Raw genomic sequence first — 17,274 nt, 5'->3', positions numbered from 1 at the left:
CCTCAGAGGCGCGCGTCGCCAGGAAGGCCGGCGAGCTCGCGGATGCGGGTGAGGGTGTCCACGATGCGGACCGCATCGGCAAGGCTGCTGTGCGGTGGCGGCCCCCCGCGCACGTGCGCTACGAACGCGCGCAGCTCGCGCAGCAGCGGCGGCTCCGGGTCGAAGGGGCGACGCAGCGGAGCGGGAGGAGTGGTTTCCCGCGAGGCGGACAGGACGAGCAGTTCCTCGGCCTCTCCCCCGAGGATGGCCGTGCCGCCCTCGCACACCAGGCGCACCTCGCGGAAGGTCCGGCGGCGACGGTCGGACAGCTCCAGGTTCACCCACGGCCGCTCGCCCAGCAGTGCGAACAGCCCGGTGACGCGGTCCCCCTCCCGTTCCGCGACCGCGGCGCGCGGCTCCGGGACTTCGCCCAGCACCTCCAGCGCGATGGAGAGGTCATGCGGCGCCAGCCACGCCGTGCAGTCCACGTCCTGGCGCGAGGCGACCCAGCCGACTCGCGTCGTCTTCAGGCCCACCACCGGCCCCAGCTCGCCGCTCCGGGCCAGCTCCGCGAGCGCGAGCACGCCACCGTGGTAGCGCCACTTGTGCATCTCGAAGACGCGTCCAGCGGCGCGCGCGAGCAGGCGGTGTGCCTCGGCGCGGCTCGGGGTGAGGGGCTTCTCGCAGTACACCGGGACGCCGCGCTCGAGGACCGCGTCGATGACCTCTCCATGCCGCGTGGCGGGGACGGCCACCACCACTCCGTCCACCTCGGGCAGCGCATGCGCCGCGCCCACCACCGCCCGCGCCCCGCTCGCGAGCGCCTCCGCGCGGGCCGGCTCGGACGCATCCGCCACCGTCACCTGGCAGCCGAGCTGGAGCAGGTCCCGCAGGATGTTGCGTCCCCAGCGGCCGCACCCCACCAGACCGAGGCGCGGGGCCGTCGTCACAGCCCGCTCCAGCCCGCGGTCGTCGCGAACGCGCGGCGCAGTTCGCGCAGCGAAGGAAGCGCCGCGTCTCGCGGTGAGAGGACCGCCCGGTCCACCGGCCACGGGATGCCCAGCTCGGGGTCGTCCCACCGGACCCCCAGCTCGTCCGCCGGGTCGAAGTCATGGCTCACGCCGAGCAGCATCACCGTGGGGCCGTGGATGTAGAAGCCGTGGGCCACCCCGTGCGGAATGACGAGCGCGGCCAGGTCCTCGCCCGTCAGCTCCACCAGCGCCGAGCGCCGCTCCGGGTCCGCGTCCTTGCGCAGGTCGCAAAGGCCGATGCTGGCCCGGCCCTGGAGGACCAGCAGGTAGTCGTCGTGCACGGCGTGGACGTGCACTCCGCGCAGCACGCCCGGCCCCGACTGAAGGACGTTCCACTGCACCGGGCGCACCCCCACGCCCCAGCTCTCGCGGAAGACCTCCGTGAAGCCCCCGCGCGAGTCCCGGTGCGTGGTGAGCGGATGGAGAAACACGCCCGAGGGAAGCCCGGGGGGAAGCCGCGTCTTAGGTTCGCCCATGCCCCACTGTGTACCAAACGGCGAGCGCCCGGTGGAACCCGGGGGCATGGCGCGGTGCGAGGCCGCACCGGTGATGTGCTCCTGGGTACACTCAGGGTGCCCGTCAGTCAGCCGGGCAGACGGCTCGCGCGGTCATGCGGGGGGAGCAGGAACGGCGGTGCAGCCCCCTGGAGATATCGAGGGCCAGCCCTTCAGCCGCCCCTCGGCATCGAGGTAGCGGCCCAGCATCTCGGACACGGTGACACCGAGAACGCGCATGGCGCTCCACCCTACCCGCTTCGGCCTTCCAGGTTGCGGCGGACGAAGGCCGCGAGGGAGCCCAGCACGGAGATGAGGCACGCAAAGTCGTGGTGCCCTCGGCGGCTTCCGGCATCATCGTGTCGGCAATCATCGCGAGGATGGCGTCCCTTCCAGCAGGCTCACCCCGATGGCGATGGACCCAGCAGAGGGACCACGTCTCCTGGTGGAGACGTGGCCCCTCCTTCTTCACCGCGAGCCGGGAGCGGGGATGACGCCGAGCTGCTGCATGAGGAGCATCTGGTTGGAGATGCCCCAGACGTCGGCAATCCTGCCGCTGTCCACCCGGACGACGTTCATCTCCGTCCAGGTCGCGTGCCTCCCCGTCGCGGGAATGCCCATCAGCTCACCCCGATGGGTGCCCTCCCAGGTCAGGAGGACCGCCACCTGGTCCGCCGCCGCCATCATCACGTCGACGTGGCAGCGGAGGTCCGGCATCGCCTCGCGGAGCATGCGATACATCCGCCGGGCGCCTTCTCTGTCCGCGGGGACTCCGGGCACCGGGTTGTGGTCGACGTAGCCCGGAGCCAGAAAGCCATCCACCGCCACCGATGCGTCTTCCAGCCGGGTCTCCAGCCAGCGGCGAACCAGGGTCTTGTTCTCTTCAATTGTCATTCGAGCCTCCTGGAGCGGGGGGAAGGACGCCGAGCTGCCGCAGCAGGCCCAGCTGGTCGAACTCGGCCCAGCCCTCCACCCACTCGCCATCGACCACCCGGTCGATGCTGAGGCCGGACACCGTGACCTTCCGGCCAGTGGGGGGAATCCCCATGAAGGTACCGGTATGGGTGGAGCGGGCCGTCCAGCGCGTGAGGACCAACTCGCCCTCCGCGAAGATGTCGTCGATGGTGTTCTGCACGTCGGGGAAGCCCGCGTGCAGCGACTCGACGACCTGCCGGAAGCCCTCGATTCCCTGGGGCGCTCCCGGCACGGGGGAATGGTTGATGTAGCCCGGGGCGACCAGGCCCTCCAGTTTGGACCAGTCCGCCTTGTTGAAGACCTCCTCCACGTAATACCGGATGAGCGCCTTGTTCTCTTCAGTCTTTGACAATGCGTTTCCTCCTTTTCGTTTCACACCTGAGAGGGAATGACGGCACGCGGCCTGCTTGCCCGACGTGCCGCGGGGTCCGCCGGCTGCCGCTGCGCGAGCGCGGCCTCGAGCTTGATGATGGGCGTGACGTCTTCCTTGGATGAGCGGCCGTCATTGGCCGCTTCCTGAAGAGCCTCGACGCACCATTTGTGATGACGGGTCCAGCTCGGCCACCACATCGCCTGGCTCGCGGGTCCATGGACCCCCTCACCGGACCCACTTCAAGCGAAGCCACAACGTCAATCATTTCCATCAAGCGCATCGAAGGCGTCGGCGCCACCCCGGAATCGACAAGACCTCGGCGGCGCGGACGAGCTGGTCGCCGGGACTTCACGGTCCACGGCGCGGGCAGCCGGGCGCCATGACCCGGCGCGCCGTTCACCCGGGCCCGGGAGGAGCCGAAGAAGCAACCCAAGCGCCCTGCCGCGCCCCTGATGGGTGCCGCGGCGCTCGTCACGGCGCCCGCTGAGGGGGCAGCCACCGCGCGCCACACCAGGCTCCGGCTCGCGACGGCGGGCCGTACGCCTCATGCTCGACAGTGGAAGGAACCGCGCCGTGCCCACCTCCGAAGCGCCGCTTCCCACGACCCTCTCACTCGTCCTGGCGGACGTGGACGGCACCCTCGTCACCCACGACAAGCAGCTCACGCCGCGCGCGGTGGCGGCGGTGCAGGGGCTGCGGGCACGGGGCATCCGCTTCGCCCTCACCAGCGGGCGCCCTCCTCGCGGGCTGCGGATGCTGCTGCCGCCGCTCGGACTCGACACACCCGTGGCCGCCTTCAACGGCGGCATGTTCTGCCGTCCCACGGACCTCGCCATCCTCGAAGCGCACACCCTCCCGCCCGCCCTCGTGCCCGAGCTGCTTCAGGTGCTCGCGGCACACGGCCTGGATGCGTGGCTGTACCGCGGCCTCGACTGGCTCGTACGCGACGTGGAGGCCCCGCACGTGGCGCGCGAGGAATGGACGGTGAAGTTCGCGCCTGAGCGCGTGGCGGAGTTCCGAGGGCTGGAGGAGGGCGTGGTGAAGCTGGTGGGCGTGTGTGACGACGCGGGCAGGATGGAGGCGGCCCGCGCGGACGTGGCGGCCCGCTGCGGAAGCGGGGTGAGCGCGCAGCTCTCGCAGCCCTACTACCTGGACATCACCCACGCCCAGGCGAACAAGGGCGCGGTGGCCCGGCGGCTCTCCGTGTGGCTCGGCGTGCCTCGCGAGCGCATCGCCACGCTCGGGGACCAGCCCAACGACGTGCTCATGTTCCGCGAGAGCGGGCTGAGCATCGCGATGGGCAACGCACCGGCGGCCGTGCAGGCGCAGGCCAGCCGGGTGACGGCCTCCTCGGAGGAGGAGGGCTTCGCGCTCGCGCTCGAGCGCTTCGTACTCGGCGCCACCACCCAGCCCGCGAGCGGCTCGATGGGCCCCCCGCCGTAGAGGCAAGCGCGTACCGCGAGAAAACGGGCGGAGGTCCGCTGAGGACGGAAGAGGGATTGAGGCCGCGGCGCGCGGCGATTCAGCTCACCCGCGCGGCAGCGTGACCCGGAAGGTGGTGCCGTCGGGCTCCGTGGACACCACGTCGATGCGGCCACCGTGGCCCTTCACCACCTGCTCGACGATGTAGCGCCCCAGCCCCAGGCCGCCGTGCCCGTCGGTGAACACGCGCCGGAACGGGTCGAACAGGTGGGGCAGCGCCGAGGCGGGAACGGGCACCCCCGCGTTGCGCACCTCCAGCACCACCGTCTCGCCCGGACAGGAGCCCTGTTGGGGGTAGCCTCCGAGCAGGAGCCCGGCACCGCGTCCTGACGGCCGGGGCCTGCTTTGTATCAGTCTTGCGGTCTGGGTCTTTGGACCCGCTCGGCTCCGAGGCGGACCTGGACCGCGAGCTCGCGCAGCGGGTTGTCAGGAGGGCTTCTTGGCGGTTGCGTCGGACGCCGCGAGGTTCTGGGACGTCGCTTGCGGCTGAACTGCGTTGTTGATGACGGTCGCCGATGGTCCGATGGCGCTGTGGGTTGCTCCGTGGACGTAGAATGTGGAGCCATCGCCGCGGGAAGGCGCAGGTTCATTGCTCGTGGGGCTCCGCACCAACTCGGTCAGGTCGCGGATGAGCGCCATGAGCGATAGGGCGTACTCCTCGGGCTTGTGAAGCGGGTGGTGGTGCAGTCGGCCCAGATCAGCAGGAACCTCACAAGGCTGGACCAGTAATGGGATGACCTGCTTCTCCAAGGTCAGCGCATTCTCCCACTCCCAGGTGACCATCTTGGATTCAACTGCGCCCGGGGTGAGCAGCACGAGAACAGCGTCCGTTTCGCGAAGCTGGGCACGAAGCTGTGCTTTCCAGTCCGCTCCGCCGCGCATTCCTTCGATGTCCCGCCAGACGACGACCCCCGCTCGTTCAAGTTCCATGCGTAGCCGGGCAGCGGCTGTCGATCCATCCCTGCGGGCGTAGGAGAGGAAGACCTTGGTCATGGGCGACTCCGTGCGGCTGTGCTCTCAACTGAATGGGGGGTTGCTGTGGGATTGTTGCTGCCCAGATCTAATCTGTCCTCTGCGCTGTCCTCATCATCTCCTCGTACTCTTCTCGAATCGCCTGAATCACTGGATGCTCCGCGAAGCCAGGTAACTGCCGGGCGTGGCTGATAACATTTTCGTAGAACACACTGGCGTTGCTGATGTTCCCTAGGTTGCGTTCAAGTCGTGCGAGGCTCAGGCTGACATTGAGCGGACCGATTGGATCCTGCTCGGCCTCATAGAGGGGCAGCGCGGCGTCGTAGTGCCTGCGGGCCTCCTCCACGTGGCCCAGGCTGCTCTCCAAGTCGCCCAGGCTCTGGAGGGTATTGGCCCTGCCGAGCCGGTTCTGCTCAGCCTCAAAGAGGGGCAGCGCGGCGTCGTAGTGCCTGCGGGCCTCCTCCACGTGGCCCAGGCTGCTCTCCAAGTCGCCCAGGCTCTTGAGGGTATTGGCCCTGCCGAGCCGGTTCTGTTCGGCCCCATAGAGGGGCAGCGCGGCGTCGTAGTGCTCGCGGGCCTCCTCCACGTGGCCCAGGCGGCGCTCCAAGTCGCCCAGGCGCTGGAGGGTATTGGCCCTGCCGAGCCGGTCCTGCTCGGCATCGAAGAGGGGCAGCGCGGCGTCGTAGTGCTCGCGGGCCTCCTCCACGTGGCCCAGACGGCGCTCCAAGTCGCCCAGGCTCTGGAGGGTATTGGCCCTGCCGAGCCGGTCTTGCTCGGCCTCATAGAGGGGCAGCGCGGCGTCGTAGTGCTTGCGGGCCTCCTCCACGTGGCGCAGGCGACTCTCCAAGTCGCCCAGGCTCTTGAGGGTATTGGCCCTGCCGAGCCGGGACTGCTCGGCCTCATAGAGGGGCAGCGCGGCGTCGTAGTGCCTGCGGGCCTCCTCCACGTGGCCCAGGCGGCTCTCCAAGTCGCCCAGGCTCTGGAGGGTATTGGCCCTGCCGAGCCGGGCCTGCTCGGCATCAAAGAGGGGCAGCGCGGCGTCGTAGTGCTTGCGGGCCTCCTCCACGTGGCCCAGGCGGCTCTCCAAGTCGCCCAGGCTCTGGAGGGTATTGGCCCTGCCGAGCCGGGACTGCTCGGCCTCATAGAGGGGCAGCGCGGCGTCGTAGTGCCTGCGGGCCTCCTCCACGTGGCCCAGGCGACTCTCCAAGTCGCCCAGGCTCTGGAGGGTATTGGCCCTGCCGAGCCGGGACTGCTCGGCCTCATAGAGGGGCAGCGCGGCGTCGTAGTGCCTGCGGGCCTCCTCCACGTGGCCCAGGCGGCGCTCCAAGTCGCCCAGGCTCTGGAGGGCATTGGCCCTGCCGAGCCGGTCCTGCTCGGCCTCATAGAGGGGCAGCGCGGCGTCGTAGTGCTTGCGGGCCTCCTCCACGTGGCCCAGGCGGCGCTCCAAGTCGCCCAGGCTCTGGAGGGTATTGGCCCTGCCGAGCTGGTCCTGCTCGGCCTCAAAGAGGGGCAGCGCGGCGTCGTAGTGCTTGCGGGCCTCCTCCACGTGGCCCAGGCGGCGCTCCAAGTCGCCCAGGCTCTGGAGGGTATTGGCCCTGCCGAGCCGGGCCTGCTCGGCCTCATAGAGGGGCAGCGCGGCGTCGTAGTGCTCGCGGGCCTCCTCCACGTGGCCCAGGCGGCTCTCCAAGTCCCCCAGGCTCTTGAGGGTATTGGCCCTGCCGAGCCGGTTCTGTTCGGCCTCATAGAGGGGCAGCGCGGCGTCGTAGTGCCTGCGGGCCTCCTCCACGTGGCCCAGGCGACTCTCCAAGTCGCCCAGGCTCTTGAGGGTATTGGCCCTGCCGAGCCGGGCCTGCTCGGCCTCATAGAGGGGCAGCGCGGCGTCGTAGTGCCTGCGGGCCTCCTCCACGTGGCCCAGGCGGCTCTCCAAGTAGCCCAGGCTCTGGAGGGTATTGGCCCTGCCGAGCCGGGCCTGCTCGGCATCAAAGAGGGGCAGCGCGGCGTCGTAGTGCTTGCGGGCCTCCTCCACGTGGCCCAGGCGGCTCTCCAAGTCGCCCAGGTTCTTGAGAGTATTGGCTGCGGCGGTGCGATCTTTGTGGGCAACTGAAATCGATTGGGCAGCTTGCAGCCATGTTCTCAACAGGCGCAGACGACCACGAGTGCTCAGGAAATCATTGCATAAATGCACCAGCGAGCTTCCCCATACATGACTGCATTTCTGGGCCAGCGAAAAGGCGTGGGCAACCTGAGAGAACTCGCATTCCAGCCGGTCGTAATCGCGAGGCCTGGCCTCATGGCAGGCGCGTGCTACCGACAGGTAGTGCAGCGCATGCATCAAGGGCAGTTCCTGCTTCTCCGCAGCAGCCTGCAGGCTCAGCCCATATGCCCTGAGAATGGAGTGTTGCTGCCAACGTTGTGGTTGCTGACGCTTGAGCAGGGCACGAGCCACCAGCACATCCAGATACTCCTGTGCCCGCCGCTCGTCATCACCCCATAGGGCCGCTGCTGCTCTTGTGTCAAAGCTTGCCTCCTGCGCCATGCACCCCAGTGCGCGAAAACGGCGCTGGAATTCCGGTCCCATGGCCACGTAGCTGAGGCGCAGTGCTGCCTCCACCCGGCTCTCGCGATCAGCCTCGTCAAGGAGTGGTAGGTCGCCGAAGCCCTGCCCTTCCGCCACCATCCGGTCGATCTGCGCGATGCATTCAGACCAACTGTCGTCACCACGAACAGCGAGGTCGCCAAGAGCAATCGCCAGCGCCAAGGGGTGACGCCCCACTGCCTTGATGAGTTCCTGCTGCTGCTCTCGGGTCAGCCTGCGCTGCTGTCCATCCGATCCTGTGGACAAGGGGCGGCTTGCGTACTCCAGCGCATCCTCTGGCTTGAGCACGTCCAGTTCCACGGGTTCGCCAAGTTCGCCGGCTACTCGCGCTTCACGGGTGGTGACCAGAAGGTGCCCCCCCACCGGAAGTGCTCTACGCAGCGGCTCCAAGGTAGCGCGGTCCCAAACATCATCCACCACGATCAGGAGTGAGCCATGCCCTTCGAGGAGTGACCGAACAACCTCAGGGGAGAAGACGATGCCACCAAGGTGGGACTGGAGTTGCGCATCCGCGCGATAGGCGTAGGCAGCCACCCGCTTCAGCACGGGATTCACGCTCTCGGCCCCGCGCATCTCGGGCCCCATGCTGAGCCACAAGATGCCGCCGGGATATTGCGCCTGGTAGCGCTCTGCGTAGATCGCGGCCAGGGTGGTCTTGCCTACCCCTGGAGCCCCCCACATCGCCTCGCTCGTCCCGGCTTGAAGATGCTCATATACCCGCGTGAGCTCAGCCGAGCGGATGACCGGCCTCTCCAGATACTGCCGCGGAATCTCGAGCGGGCGCTTCCACTCCAATGGAAGTGCCCCGACGTTGTTGATGACGAGGGCGCCAGGGCCAATCGCACAGTTCGCGGGCGTAACGACGGTATAGCCATCCCCGCGCTCTTTCTCCTGAACCATGTGCCCCCAATGTCGGCACCCTTCATGCCGAACGCCATCAAGCGAACTCATGACCACACAGGGAATAGATCTCGTCAAGGCATCGTCAGTCCTCATGCTTGCATCACACGCTGGTGGCCGCTTCACAGAAGGAAGGACTGGGCCTCTGTTGGGCGGACGCAGTGGGGTTGGGGCGGGCGCCAGGAAGGCGGGTGAAGCGCCGTGCGCGAGACGGAGAGCCGACAAGAAGGCCTGCCCCACAGGCTTCAGGCGCACCGCGCCTGTCTGCGGGCCGTGGGTTCGGCTCGCGCTGCTTCTTCGCGCACTGCTGCCTCAGTCCCACAGCAAGATGCTCCAGGTAGTCAGCGACCGGATACCCTCCTGCTCGGCCTACCCAGGCCAACATGGCGAAAGTCGAGTCTGAAGCGCGCCGTGGCCGCGCGTGCGCAGACTCAACGCATGGAACGCGGAGGCGCCCCCACCGGGAACAGCGCCACCGTAAGGCGTACGTCACGGCACCCGGTGGGGTGCGAGGGCCTGTGCGTGAGCGGCTGGCTGTCGCGGTGCGACTATCGCAGGCGTGGCCGCCCACTTCCTCGCTGAAGGCGGATGGCACGTGTGCGGCATCGTGCGGATACTCCGCTGAGGCTGGGAGGGCAAGACGATGAGGGACACCCCGTTCGACTCGCGTTTCAAGCGGACGTGGAGCGGCCTGGCTCATAACGGGGAATGGTCGGTCATGAGGGGAGCCGCCACGCTTCTGGCCGCCGTTGCGCTGGTGATCGGAAGCGCGCCTGCCCATGCGGCGGGCACGGACCCATGCCCTGGAGCGGTCATCGAAACCCAGCCCATTGGCGAGGTGGGCAAGGAGGTGGGCAAGCTGGTCGTCCACTACTCCCCCGAGCGCAACGGGACCAACTGTGCCGCCACCGTCGCCACCGTGGAAACGAACGAGCCCAAGTTGATGACGGTCCATCTCGCCAAGTGCAAGTTCTCCAGTACCACGACATGCGATGAGGACGGCCCAGCGAACGAGGACAAGGGCTCCTACAAGCAGTACGCCGGGCCGGTGCTCCAGCACGACACCAAAGGGAAGTGCATCTCCGCTTGCGGAGTCATCGAGTACCGAGGGGTCCTTTACACGGCCGCGACGCAGCCGCTCTCCGGCCACTGCCAGTAGTTCAGGGAGAGACCGGTTCTCTGTTCAGTCGCAGAGAGTCAGCGAATCCAGTCCAACTGGAATGGACCGCAGTACCGCTTCCCACCGATCTGGCCGCACACCTTGTACCAGATTTGCACTCTGGGATTGACCTGTCCGGACACCGAGAATGTTTCACTATCGGCTCCAGGAGGGAGGGGTCTCCAGGTTCCGCTGTCCTCCATGCCGGCCATCTCCCAATAGACCGTAGCCGACTCAGCGCCCTCCTCCACCTTGAACGTGAAGGAGTTGCGGAGCTCAGGCAGGCACGGGGTCCCTCCGCTGTTGAACCAGGCCCTGGCGACCGGGCGGCCGTTCCGGTAGGCAATAGCCTCGCTGGTCGCCGCACTCGCGGATGACACGATACAGACCGTCGATAACAACACCGCGGTGGGCACGGCGAGCCGGACAGCACTTCGCATCGCGTCACTCCTTTCGAGACGTCCAGGTCATGAACATGCATGGCCATCCTCGACGGATTTGACTCCGGTGGATTCGAGGCCCGCCAGGGACACAAACCCACCGAGGACACCTGGCCGGATGCAACCGTCCAGGAGTCAGGCCGGGCAGCAGCACCAGGAGGCGACAGCCATGCGCCGCTCCATCCTCACGCCACTCGAGGGGCGCGGCAGGAGGAGACCCGGGGCTGCGCGATTTCAGACGGTGACCGGCGCTTCCGGGCTTCTGGCTTGCCGGGGGCAAGGTGTCACCCTCTGCCTCCGGCAATGCGGTCAGGCGGAGCCATCTCGATGGCTTCCGTGGGCGAGGACCCGCGGCCATCTGGAGGCGGCCATGACGGTACGCGGCGATGGTGGGGAGCTCCCTCTCGACAAGACCCGGAGGCTCGCGCGCGTCCACATCTACGGCGCGGGAATCGCCGGGTTAACGGCCGCCCACGAGTTGGCTCGCCGGGGCTTCCGGGTACGCGTCATCGAAAGCGCCCAGGAATGCGACGAGATGGGAAGGGTGAAGTCGTATGGCGAGGCGGGCGGGGACACGGGTCGTGGCGTCGCCGTGGGGGGAATGGCCCGGACCCAGTTCGTGCGCGTGGAGAAGGGCGCCCAGGGCAACTTCCAGGAGGGCGGCGGGCTCGCGCTCAGTGATGAGTACCGCTTCTTCTACGCGTACGACCCGTCCTTCGTGCCGACCGACAAGGATCCCTACTATTACTACCGCGACCGCGATGACAACCGGCTTCCCATGATCATGGCGAAGTGCCGCTACACGACTTCGAAGCAGGTGGGCGTGCTCCATCTTCGTACGCCCCCGAGCCCCGTGCGCGGTGCGAACCGCGAGATGAACGCGGAGTACATGCGCAAGTTCCTGCTCGACAACGCGAACTGGACCTTCCCGCCGGAGCGGGTCGTCGTCGTCGATGAGGAGGAGGCCCGGCAGCTCGAGGCCGTGCTGGAGGCGCCGTTGCGCAAGCTCGAGGACCAGGAGGGGCTGTGGTTCGAGTTCCTGCACTTCCTGCCCGGCGAGCACGGCTTCCGCTTCTTCCCGTCGTCCTATCGCCATCTCGCCTCGACGATGGTGGAGACGCCCCTCCTGGACGTGCACGGCAACCTCACCCCTCGCCGTGTCTTCGACAACCTCGTGCCCTCCAGCTTCTACGGCATCGCCTCACAGGGCCGCCGTATCCGCTTCCTGCGCCGTGCTCCCGCCACCCGTCCCGTGGAGATGCTCCAGGAACTCTGGGAGCTGGCCGACTCCGGCTACCCGCCCACGGACACCCTCCAGTTCACCCTGCGCATCTGGCGCTACCTGTGCACCAGCTCCGAGCGCAGGAAGGCCGAGTACGAGAAGCTCTCCTGGTGGGAATACCTGGAGGGCTACGAGCCAAAGACAGGCACGCGACGTTACACATACAGCGCGGCATTCAAGCGAGACATGAAGTTCGCGCCACGGGTGCTGGCTGCCTTCGATGGGGAATGGGGGGATGCGCACACCAATGGCAACACGCTCGCGCAGCTCTACCTCAACAACCTGCTGCCCATGCCCAAGACGGATGGCACCCTCAATGGGCCCACCACCCTGGCCTGGTTCCGGCCCTGGCGCCGCTACCTGGAGCGCTACCTGGGCGTCGAGTTCACCTCGGGAAGGCTGACCCGGTTCGAGTCCGTCGAGGACCGGCTCGTCGCCTGGTGGCGCCCGCTCGGCGAGGCAGAGCAACAGGACACGCAGTGGTACGACCCGAAGGCGTTCGAGGGAGGCACCGAGCCGGTGGACTACTACCTCGTGGCCACCGACGCGGCGACCGCGGAGCTCGTGACGAAAGACCTGCTGCGCATCGGCGTCATCGAGAAGCTCCGCGGCTTCACCACGAACATTCCACCCAACCCGCGCGGGTCCGCGCCGGAGCAGCCGCGCCCTGAGGGCGTGCTCCCCGGCCACGTGGCGTGGGACCGCTTCCAGACGCTCACCGGCATCCAGTTCTTCTTTCCTTGGTCCGTTCGCCTCGCCGAGGGCTACATCTACTTCCTCGACGCACCCTGGGGCCTGTCCGCCATCAACAGCCAGCAGTACTGGGCCTCGCCGCCCGCCTTCTGGCAGGACGGCTTCGGCGCGATGCTCAGCGTGGACATCGGCAACTGGTATGTGCGCGAGCCCGGGTTGAAGAGCCCCTCGACGTGCTCTCGCGAGGAGATTGCTCACGAGGTGTGGCGGCAGATCAAGCGCGCCACCGAGCAGCACAACGCGCCGCTCCCCCAGTCGGTCGACCCTGGATTCAAGCTGCCGGAGCCCGCGTGGTACCACCTGGACCGGTCCATCCGCTTCGAGACGGGCCCGGACGGCAAGGAGCGCCCCGTCGAGAACCGGACGCCCTATCTCATCCCCATCGTTGGCGACTGGGAACGCAGGCCCGGCGCCGACCCCTGGGACCCGATGGTGCCTTCCACCGGGAGCGTCCCGCCTTCGAAGAGCCATCCCGACCTGTGGCAGGCGCCGCACGGGGGCTACCAGGTGCACTTCGGCAAGCTCGTCTTCGCCGGCACCTATCTCAAGACGTTCACGCGGATGACCACCATGGAGTCGGCGAACGAGTCCGCCCGCCATGCCGTCAACGCCATCATCGACCACTACCTCACCTTCCATCACGTCGCGGAGCCCCATGCGCCTCCGCCCCCGGCTGGCGCGAGCTTCCGGTCCACAGTGCCCGAGTACGGCAACGAGGGCTCTTTGACGGGAACCCCCGGGTTCCGGATGACGCCCATCGGGGAGTACTGCCGCATCTGGGACCCCGAGAAGCACGAGCTGGCCGAGCTGGTGCCCCTGCGCGAGCTGGACGCGAAGCTCTTCGCGGCGGGCCTGCCGCACGTATGGGACGTGCTCCACCTGGAGCCCCTGGTCCTGCCGCTCCTCTCGCCGTTGGGCCCACCGCGAGGCATCGAGTCCCTGAAGTCGTTCCTGGGGACGGTGCGCGAGCACGTGGAGACGATGCTGAAGGGGGCCATCCCGGGCGTGAAGTGAACCCGGTTTCGTGGAGTCTCGGCTCCGGCGAAGGGGGGCACTTGATGGGCTCGGCGTCCGGCACCTTCACCGTGGGCGCCACCGTCGAGCTCGACCTCGCGTCGGGTAGAAACGACGCCTGGGGCTGAGCCCGTCATCTGCAGGGTCGGTGCCCGTCCTGTCCGCCAGTGCCCATCCGAATCGATTTGAATTCGTGTCGGCGTGCCTTGATTCGGTGCTCCAAGCCCTGTCGGATGTCGCTGAAGGCAACGCTATTCGACGCCAGCCCCACCGCCGGTCAGAGAGCCGTCGTGACGGCAATCGCGGCGAGATATGACGGGCCGACATGATACACGGTTCCAACGCCCATGATGTCGGTAGTACTCAACTGGCCACCATTGCTCCACTCGGGATTGCAGTAGTTCATGACCGACGAAAGGTCCCATGCCCCCACAGTGGCGGTGCCATTCGACCCCTGAGTATCATCACACGAGGGAGGTGTGTCGGGACGGTTCTGCTCATGGGCAAACCCCAGCGCATGTCCAAACTCATGGACCGCGATTGATCTGATGCATGAATCAAGGCTGTCTTGACATGAGTCGCTCCAGTGAACGAACGTGAAGTTCAGCACCATCCCATTGCTGACATCCTGGATGTGGGTGCCGAGCCCCTTCGTGTGCGGCTGCTCATCCGAGATCTTGATCCTGATCGCAGAGTAATCCGAAGTGCAATCAGTCCATTCCTTGAAGTCGAAATAACCATAGAAGCCCCAGGTTCTGTTCACAGCCTCCCGGACCAGCTCCTTTTCCCGAGCGAAGCCAGGTGACTCCCAGCACACGGTGATGGGTGTTTCACCACTGGCCCGACTCCACCAGAGCACGTACTCATCATAGTACAACTCGGCTTCGCCAGCAGCCATCGCAGTGGAGTCATCAGCGACAGCGCCGTCAATCGCAGGCCCGCAGGCTGCGAGCGACAACAGACTGGCAATACTCGCTGCCGCGAATTGAAGACAATAAGGTCGTCCCATATAGACATTCTCTCCAATTCAACGCGAGTCAATATGACTTTCCACTGACCTGGACGGCAGCTGGGCTGTGAACCTATAGGCCTGGGATCTGCAAGTCAAAGCAAAATGCCGATTCTCGGGCGACTGCAACAACTGGGTTCCGCTAGAAACCTTGCGCTCGATCCGGCAAGGCTTGAACGACCGCGTGAGCGATGATTTGTCACCCATACCTCAAAACGCCTTGACTGCTCAAAACCCACCAGCTAGCCTTTGGAATACAGGCCTTGGCATCAAGCCGCTTCGCGTTGGATTCATGGCGACAATCGGCGATGGCTGTCAGGCGGTCATCTCATTGCAACAGAATTCCTTGGCAGTCCCCTGAAAGGACGAAGAATGTCTCGCTCGAAGGTCTTGGCAATCACTGGGGCAGCGATGCTGATTTCAACCGCGGCGGCGGCCTGGGACTATCCGACCCCGGATGGCGCGGCGAAGGGGAAGGTTGCCATCATTGAGCTGTGGGGTAATTCGTTCCGCGTCGGGCTGGTGGGTAACCCCGCGCTGTGCAACAACGGTGCAACGAGCGCCTGGGTGACTGCCGGCCAGCAGGGAATGGATGCGGATGCGGTGAGGGCGCAGCTCAGTCTCTTTACCGCTGCGAAGCTCTCCAGTGCGAGCATTTCGATTCATGCCAATGTCGTCAGCGGCGTCTGCCGGATCGGGGCTGCCTCAATCGAGTAGGCGTGCCTGGCAGCCGCGGTGGGTGGCGCCTGGCGTCTGTCCTCGAGTTGGAGCCACAGACGCAGGCGAACACGTCGACGTCGAACGTCCTCCTCAGCAGCTCCGCGAAAGTCCACTCGCGGCGTCCTCTCCTTCATCCGCTGCTTCCTGGCCGCTGCCTCAAGCCCCCCGCTCGCCTCCTCCTCACCTGCTTGGGGGACCAGAAATGGCCGCAGTCTGGCGCCTGGAGCGAGGACGCCGTGGAACCTCGTGAGGTTTGCCCGAGGCGGAGGCACCAGGGACGCCACACGCCGTAAAGGTTCCAGCCCGGTGAAGAGCAGGTGCGTCGTGCCTTCCGGCAGCGGGCGCCTCATCCGGTAGGCGATACGGCCGGTACCTGGCGAAGTCCCGCTCCACGTACTGGGGCAGTCCGCGCCCCACCTCGCTCGCCTCCGCCAGCAGCGTGGCGAGGTTCTCCCTCACCGCCTCGTACAGCACCGTCCCCTCCGGCTACCTCCGCCGGTACGCCCCCATCCTCCAGCGGGGAGGAGAACGGGACAAGACGGGGCGCGACGGGATGGGGCGGCACAACGAACCGACGTGAGCTCAAGGCGATAGCGGGTAACAGCGCGTCCTGCCTGGGGTTTTCCATCGCCGTGTCTGCGGGTTCGAATCCCGTCGGGGACAACCTGACATGGCCGCCAATTCCAGAACCCGATCCCACTGCGCCTGCCCTGCTCGCCCGCGTGGGCCCGAGGCTGCGGTTCATGCCTGGAGAAAAACCTGCGCATACCGCTTTCGCGGGCAATCCAGCAGACTTGTAGGGCTGCAGTAGAGACAGCCAGGGAGCAGACACGCATGAGACGAAACTTCGGACGAACGGTGGCCGGCGCACTCGCGCTGGCCTCCGTGGCGGTGGGGTGTAGCTCGGGAGACCCCTCCACGGACTCACTGAAGGGCGCGAAGCAGGGGCTGGGAGGACCCGACTTCGTGGTGACGGCGCTGAGCGGCCCCACCAGCACGACGCCGGGCAGCTTCTTCAACGCGACGGTGACGGTGTGCAACCGGGGCGACACGGGAGGCGGAACGGAGGTGGCGCTGGTGCTGTCGGATGACAGCAACCTGTCCATCGCCACGGACTTCTGGGGCGGGAACGAGTACCTGGGCTACCTGCCTCCCGGAGTGTGCGACACGCGCACCGTCTCGGTGAGCCCGGCGCCGTCGGAAGGCGCGTGGTACCTGGGGGCGCTCGCCGACCCCTACGACATCGAGTTCGAGTCCGACGAGAGCAACAACTCGCGGCTCAGCGGGCCCATGGGCGTGGGCTACGGGCCGGACTTCCTCGTCACCGCCGTGGAGGGCCCTACCAGCGTGCAGTCCGGCCAGAGCCTCGCGGCGCGGGTGACGGTCTGCAACCAGGGCACCAGCCCGGGTAACCCCCAGGTGGAGCTGTACCTGTCCGCCGATGAATTCATCCAGCCCTCCGGCGGACCGGGGCCGCAGGAGGACATGCTCGTGGGCGGCGCCCCCTCGGACACGCTCTTCCCGGGCCGGTGCGCCACCGTCCCCATCCAGGGCCAGGCCTACACGCCTCCCCCGGGCACCGATGGCGCCTACCATCTGGGCGCGGTGGTGGACCCGCAGCACGTGCAGGACGAGCTCATCGAGGACAACAACACCTCGTCCGGCTACCGCATCGGCGTGGGCAGCGCGCCCGACTTCGTCATCACCTCCGTCACCGGGCCCACCAGCGTCCAGGACGGCCAGCCCCTCACCGCGCAGGTGACGGTCTGCAACCAGGGCACCAACTCCGGTGACTCGCAGGTGGAGCTCTACCTGTCCGAGGATGGCTACATCCAGCCCAACACCGGGCCGGGGCCGTTGGAGGATTCCTTCGTGGGCAACGCCCCCACCGGCTGGCTCATGCAGGGCCAGTGCGCCACCGTCCCCATCCAGGGCCAGGCCTACACGCCTCCCCCGGGCTTCCAGGGTGCCTACCACCTGGGCGCCGTGGTGGACCCGTCCAACAACCGCCAGGAGCTCATCGAGGACAACAACTCCTCCTCCGGCTACCGCATCGGCGTTGGCAACCGGCCGGACTTCGTCATCACCTCCGTCA

The 17,274-nt window shown here is 67.2% G+C and carries 15 protein-coding genes; 5 read left to right on the top strand and 10 right to left on the bottom strand.

Annotated elements, in window-relative coordinates; translation table 11 throughout:
- Window positions 1-2: 2 nt before the first annotated feature.
- The 5 genes from G4D86_RS38320 to G4D86_RS38305 form a co-directional block, all read right to left on the bottom strand.
- Complete coding sequence (locus tag G4D86_RS38320; RefSeq protein ID WP_163999252.1) at window positions 3-929, bottom strand: Gfo/Idh/MocA family protein; 927 nt, start codon at window positions 927-929, stop codon at window positions 3-5.
- The gene (locus G4D86_RS38315) at window positions 926-1,486 is read right to left on the bottom strand and encodes a dTDP-4-dehydrorhamnose 3,5-epimerase family protein (RefSeq protein ID WP_163999251.1); all 561 of its coding nucleotides are present in this window, start codon (window positions 1,484-1,486) and stop codon (window positions 926-928) included. The genes G4D86_RS38320 and G4D86_RS38315 overlap by 4 nt, the downstream gene beginning before the upstream one ends.
- Window positions 1,487-1,618: 132 nt before the next feature.
- On the bottom strand, window positions 1,619-1,744 hold the full coding sequence (locus tag G4D86_RS53990) for a hypothetical protein (RefSeq protein ID WP_275899198.1): 126 nt from the start codon (window positions 1,742-1,744) through the stop codon (window positions 1,619-1,621).
- 228 nt (window positions 1,745-1,972) lie between these two features.
- Window positions 1,973-2,398 carry an ester cyclase gene (locus G4D86_RS38310; RefSeq protein WP_163999250.1) on the bottom strand — a complete coding sequence of 142 codons (426 nt, stop codon included), beginning with the start codon at window positions 2,396-2,398 and terminating at the stop codon, window positions 1,973-1,975.
- A complete protein-coding gene (locus tag G4D86_RS38305; protein WP_163999249.1) occupies window positions 2,388-2,831 on the bottom strand; it encodes an ester cyclase in 444 nt (147 codons plus the stop codon). The genes G4D86_RS38310 and G4D86_RS38305 overlap by 11 nt, the downstream gene beginning before the upstream one ends.
- 594 nt (window positions 2,832-3,425) lie before the next feature.
- Between G4D86_RS38305 and G4D86_RS38300 the strand changes: the two genes are divergently transcribed.
- On the top strand, window positions 3,426-4,295 hold the full coding sequence (locus G4D86_RS38300; RefSeq protein WP_240360701.1) for a Cof-type HAD-IIB family hydrolase: 870 nt from the start codon (window positions 3,426-3,428) through the stop codon (window positions 4,293-4,295).
- An 84-nt stretch (window positions 4,296-4,379) separates the two neighbouring features.
- Here G4D86_RS38300 and G4D86_RS38295 read toward each other — a convergent pair whose 3' ends face one another.
- The 3 genes from G4D86_RS38295 to G4D86_RS38285 form a co-directional block, all read right to left on the bottom strand.
- Complete coding sequence (locus G4D86_RS38295) at window positions 4,380-4,595, bottom strand: sensor histidine kinase (RefSeq protein ID WP_240360700.1); 216 nt, start codon at window positions 4,593-4,595, stop codon at window positions 4,380-4,382.
- 165 nt (window positions 4,596-4,760) lie between these two features.
- Complete coding sequence (locus tag G4D86_RS38290; RefSeq protein WP_163999247.1) at window positions 4,761-5,327, bottom strand: toll/interleukin-1 receptor domain-containing protein; 567 nt, start codon at window positions 5,325-5,327, stop codon at window positions 4,761-4,763.
- 67 nt (window positions 5,328-5,394) lie between these two features.
- Window positions 5,395-8,802, bottom strand: coding sequence for a tetratricopeptide repeat protein (locus G4D86_RS38285; RefSeq protein ID WP_163999246.1), 3,408 nt, complete (start codon window positions 8,800-8,802; stop codon window positions 5,395-5,397).
- A gap of 643 nt (window positions 8,803-9,445) precedes the next feature.
- Between G4D86_RS38285 and G4D86_RS38280 the strand changes: the two genes are divergently transcribed.
- Window positions 9,446-9,961 (top strand): hypothetical protein, encoded by a 516-nt coding sequence (locus G4D86_RS38280; RefSeq protein WP_163999245.1) that lies wholly within the window; start codon window positions 9,446-9,448, stop codon window positions 9,959-9,961.
- An 810-nt stretch (window positions 9,962-10,771) separates the two neighbouring features.
- Window positions 10,772-13,450: an NAD(P)-binding protein gene (locus G4D86_RS52335; protein ID WP_205520120.1), complete on the top strand. Its 2,679-nt coding sequence runs from the start codon at window positions 10,772-10,774 to the stop codon at window positions 13,448-13,450.
- A gap of 277 nt (window positions 13,451-13,727) precedes the next feature.
- Here the strand turns inward: G4D86_RS52335 and G4D86_RS38270 are convergent, their stop codons facing one another.
- A complete protein-coding gene (locus G4D86_RS38270; RefSeq protein WP_240360699.1) occupies window positions 13,728-14,459 on the bottom strand; it encodes a M57 family metalloprotease in 732 nt (243 codons plus the stop codon).
- Window positions 14,460-14,831: 372 nt separating this feature from the next.
- Between G4D86_RS38270 and G4D86_RS38265 the strand changes: the two genes are divergently transcribed.
- Window positions 14,832-15,176 (top strand): hypothetical protein, encoded by a 345-nt coding sequence (locus G4D86_RS38265; RefSeq protein ID WP_163999244.1) that lies wholly within the window; start codon window positions 14,832-14,834, stop codon window positions 15,174-15,176.
- Here the strand turns inward: G4D86_RS38265 and G4D86_RS53295 are convergent.
- Complete coding sequence (locus G4D86_RS53295) at window positions 15,122-15,541, bottom strand: transposase (RefSeq protein WP_275899201.1); 420 nt, start codon at window positions 15,539-15,541, stop codon at window positions 15,122-15,124. The two genes, G4D86_RS38265 and G4D86_RS53295, sit on opposite strands and share 55 nt — an antisense overlap.
- Window positions 15,542-16,013: 472 nt before the next feature.
- On the opposite strand from G4D86_RS53295, the gene G4D86_RS38255 reads away from it, so the two are divergent.
- Window positions 16,014-17,274, top strand: a 1,261-nt coding sequence (locus G4D86_RS38255; protein ID WP_275899196.1) for a CARDB domain-containing protein, incomplete at its 3' end; no start/stop codon positions are given.

The sequence above is a fragment of the Pyxidicoccus caerfyrddinensis genome (assembly GCF_010894405.1).
In the GTDB taxonomy this organism is placed as follows: domain Bacteria; phylum Myxococcota; class Myxococcia; order Myxococcales; family Myxococcaceae; genus Myxococcus; species Myxococcus caerfyrddinensis.
This window is presented reverse-complemented; position numbering and strand designations above follow the sequence as displayed.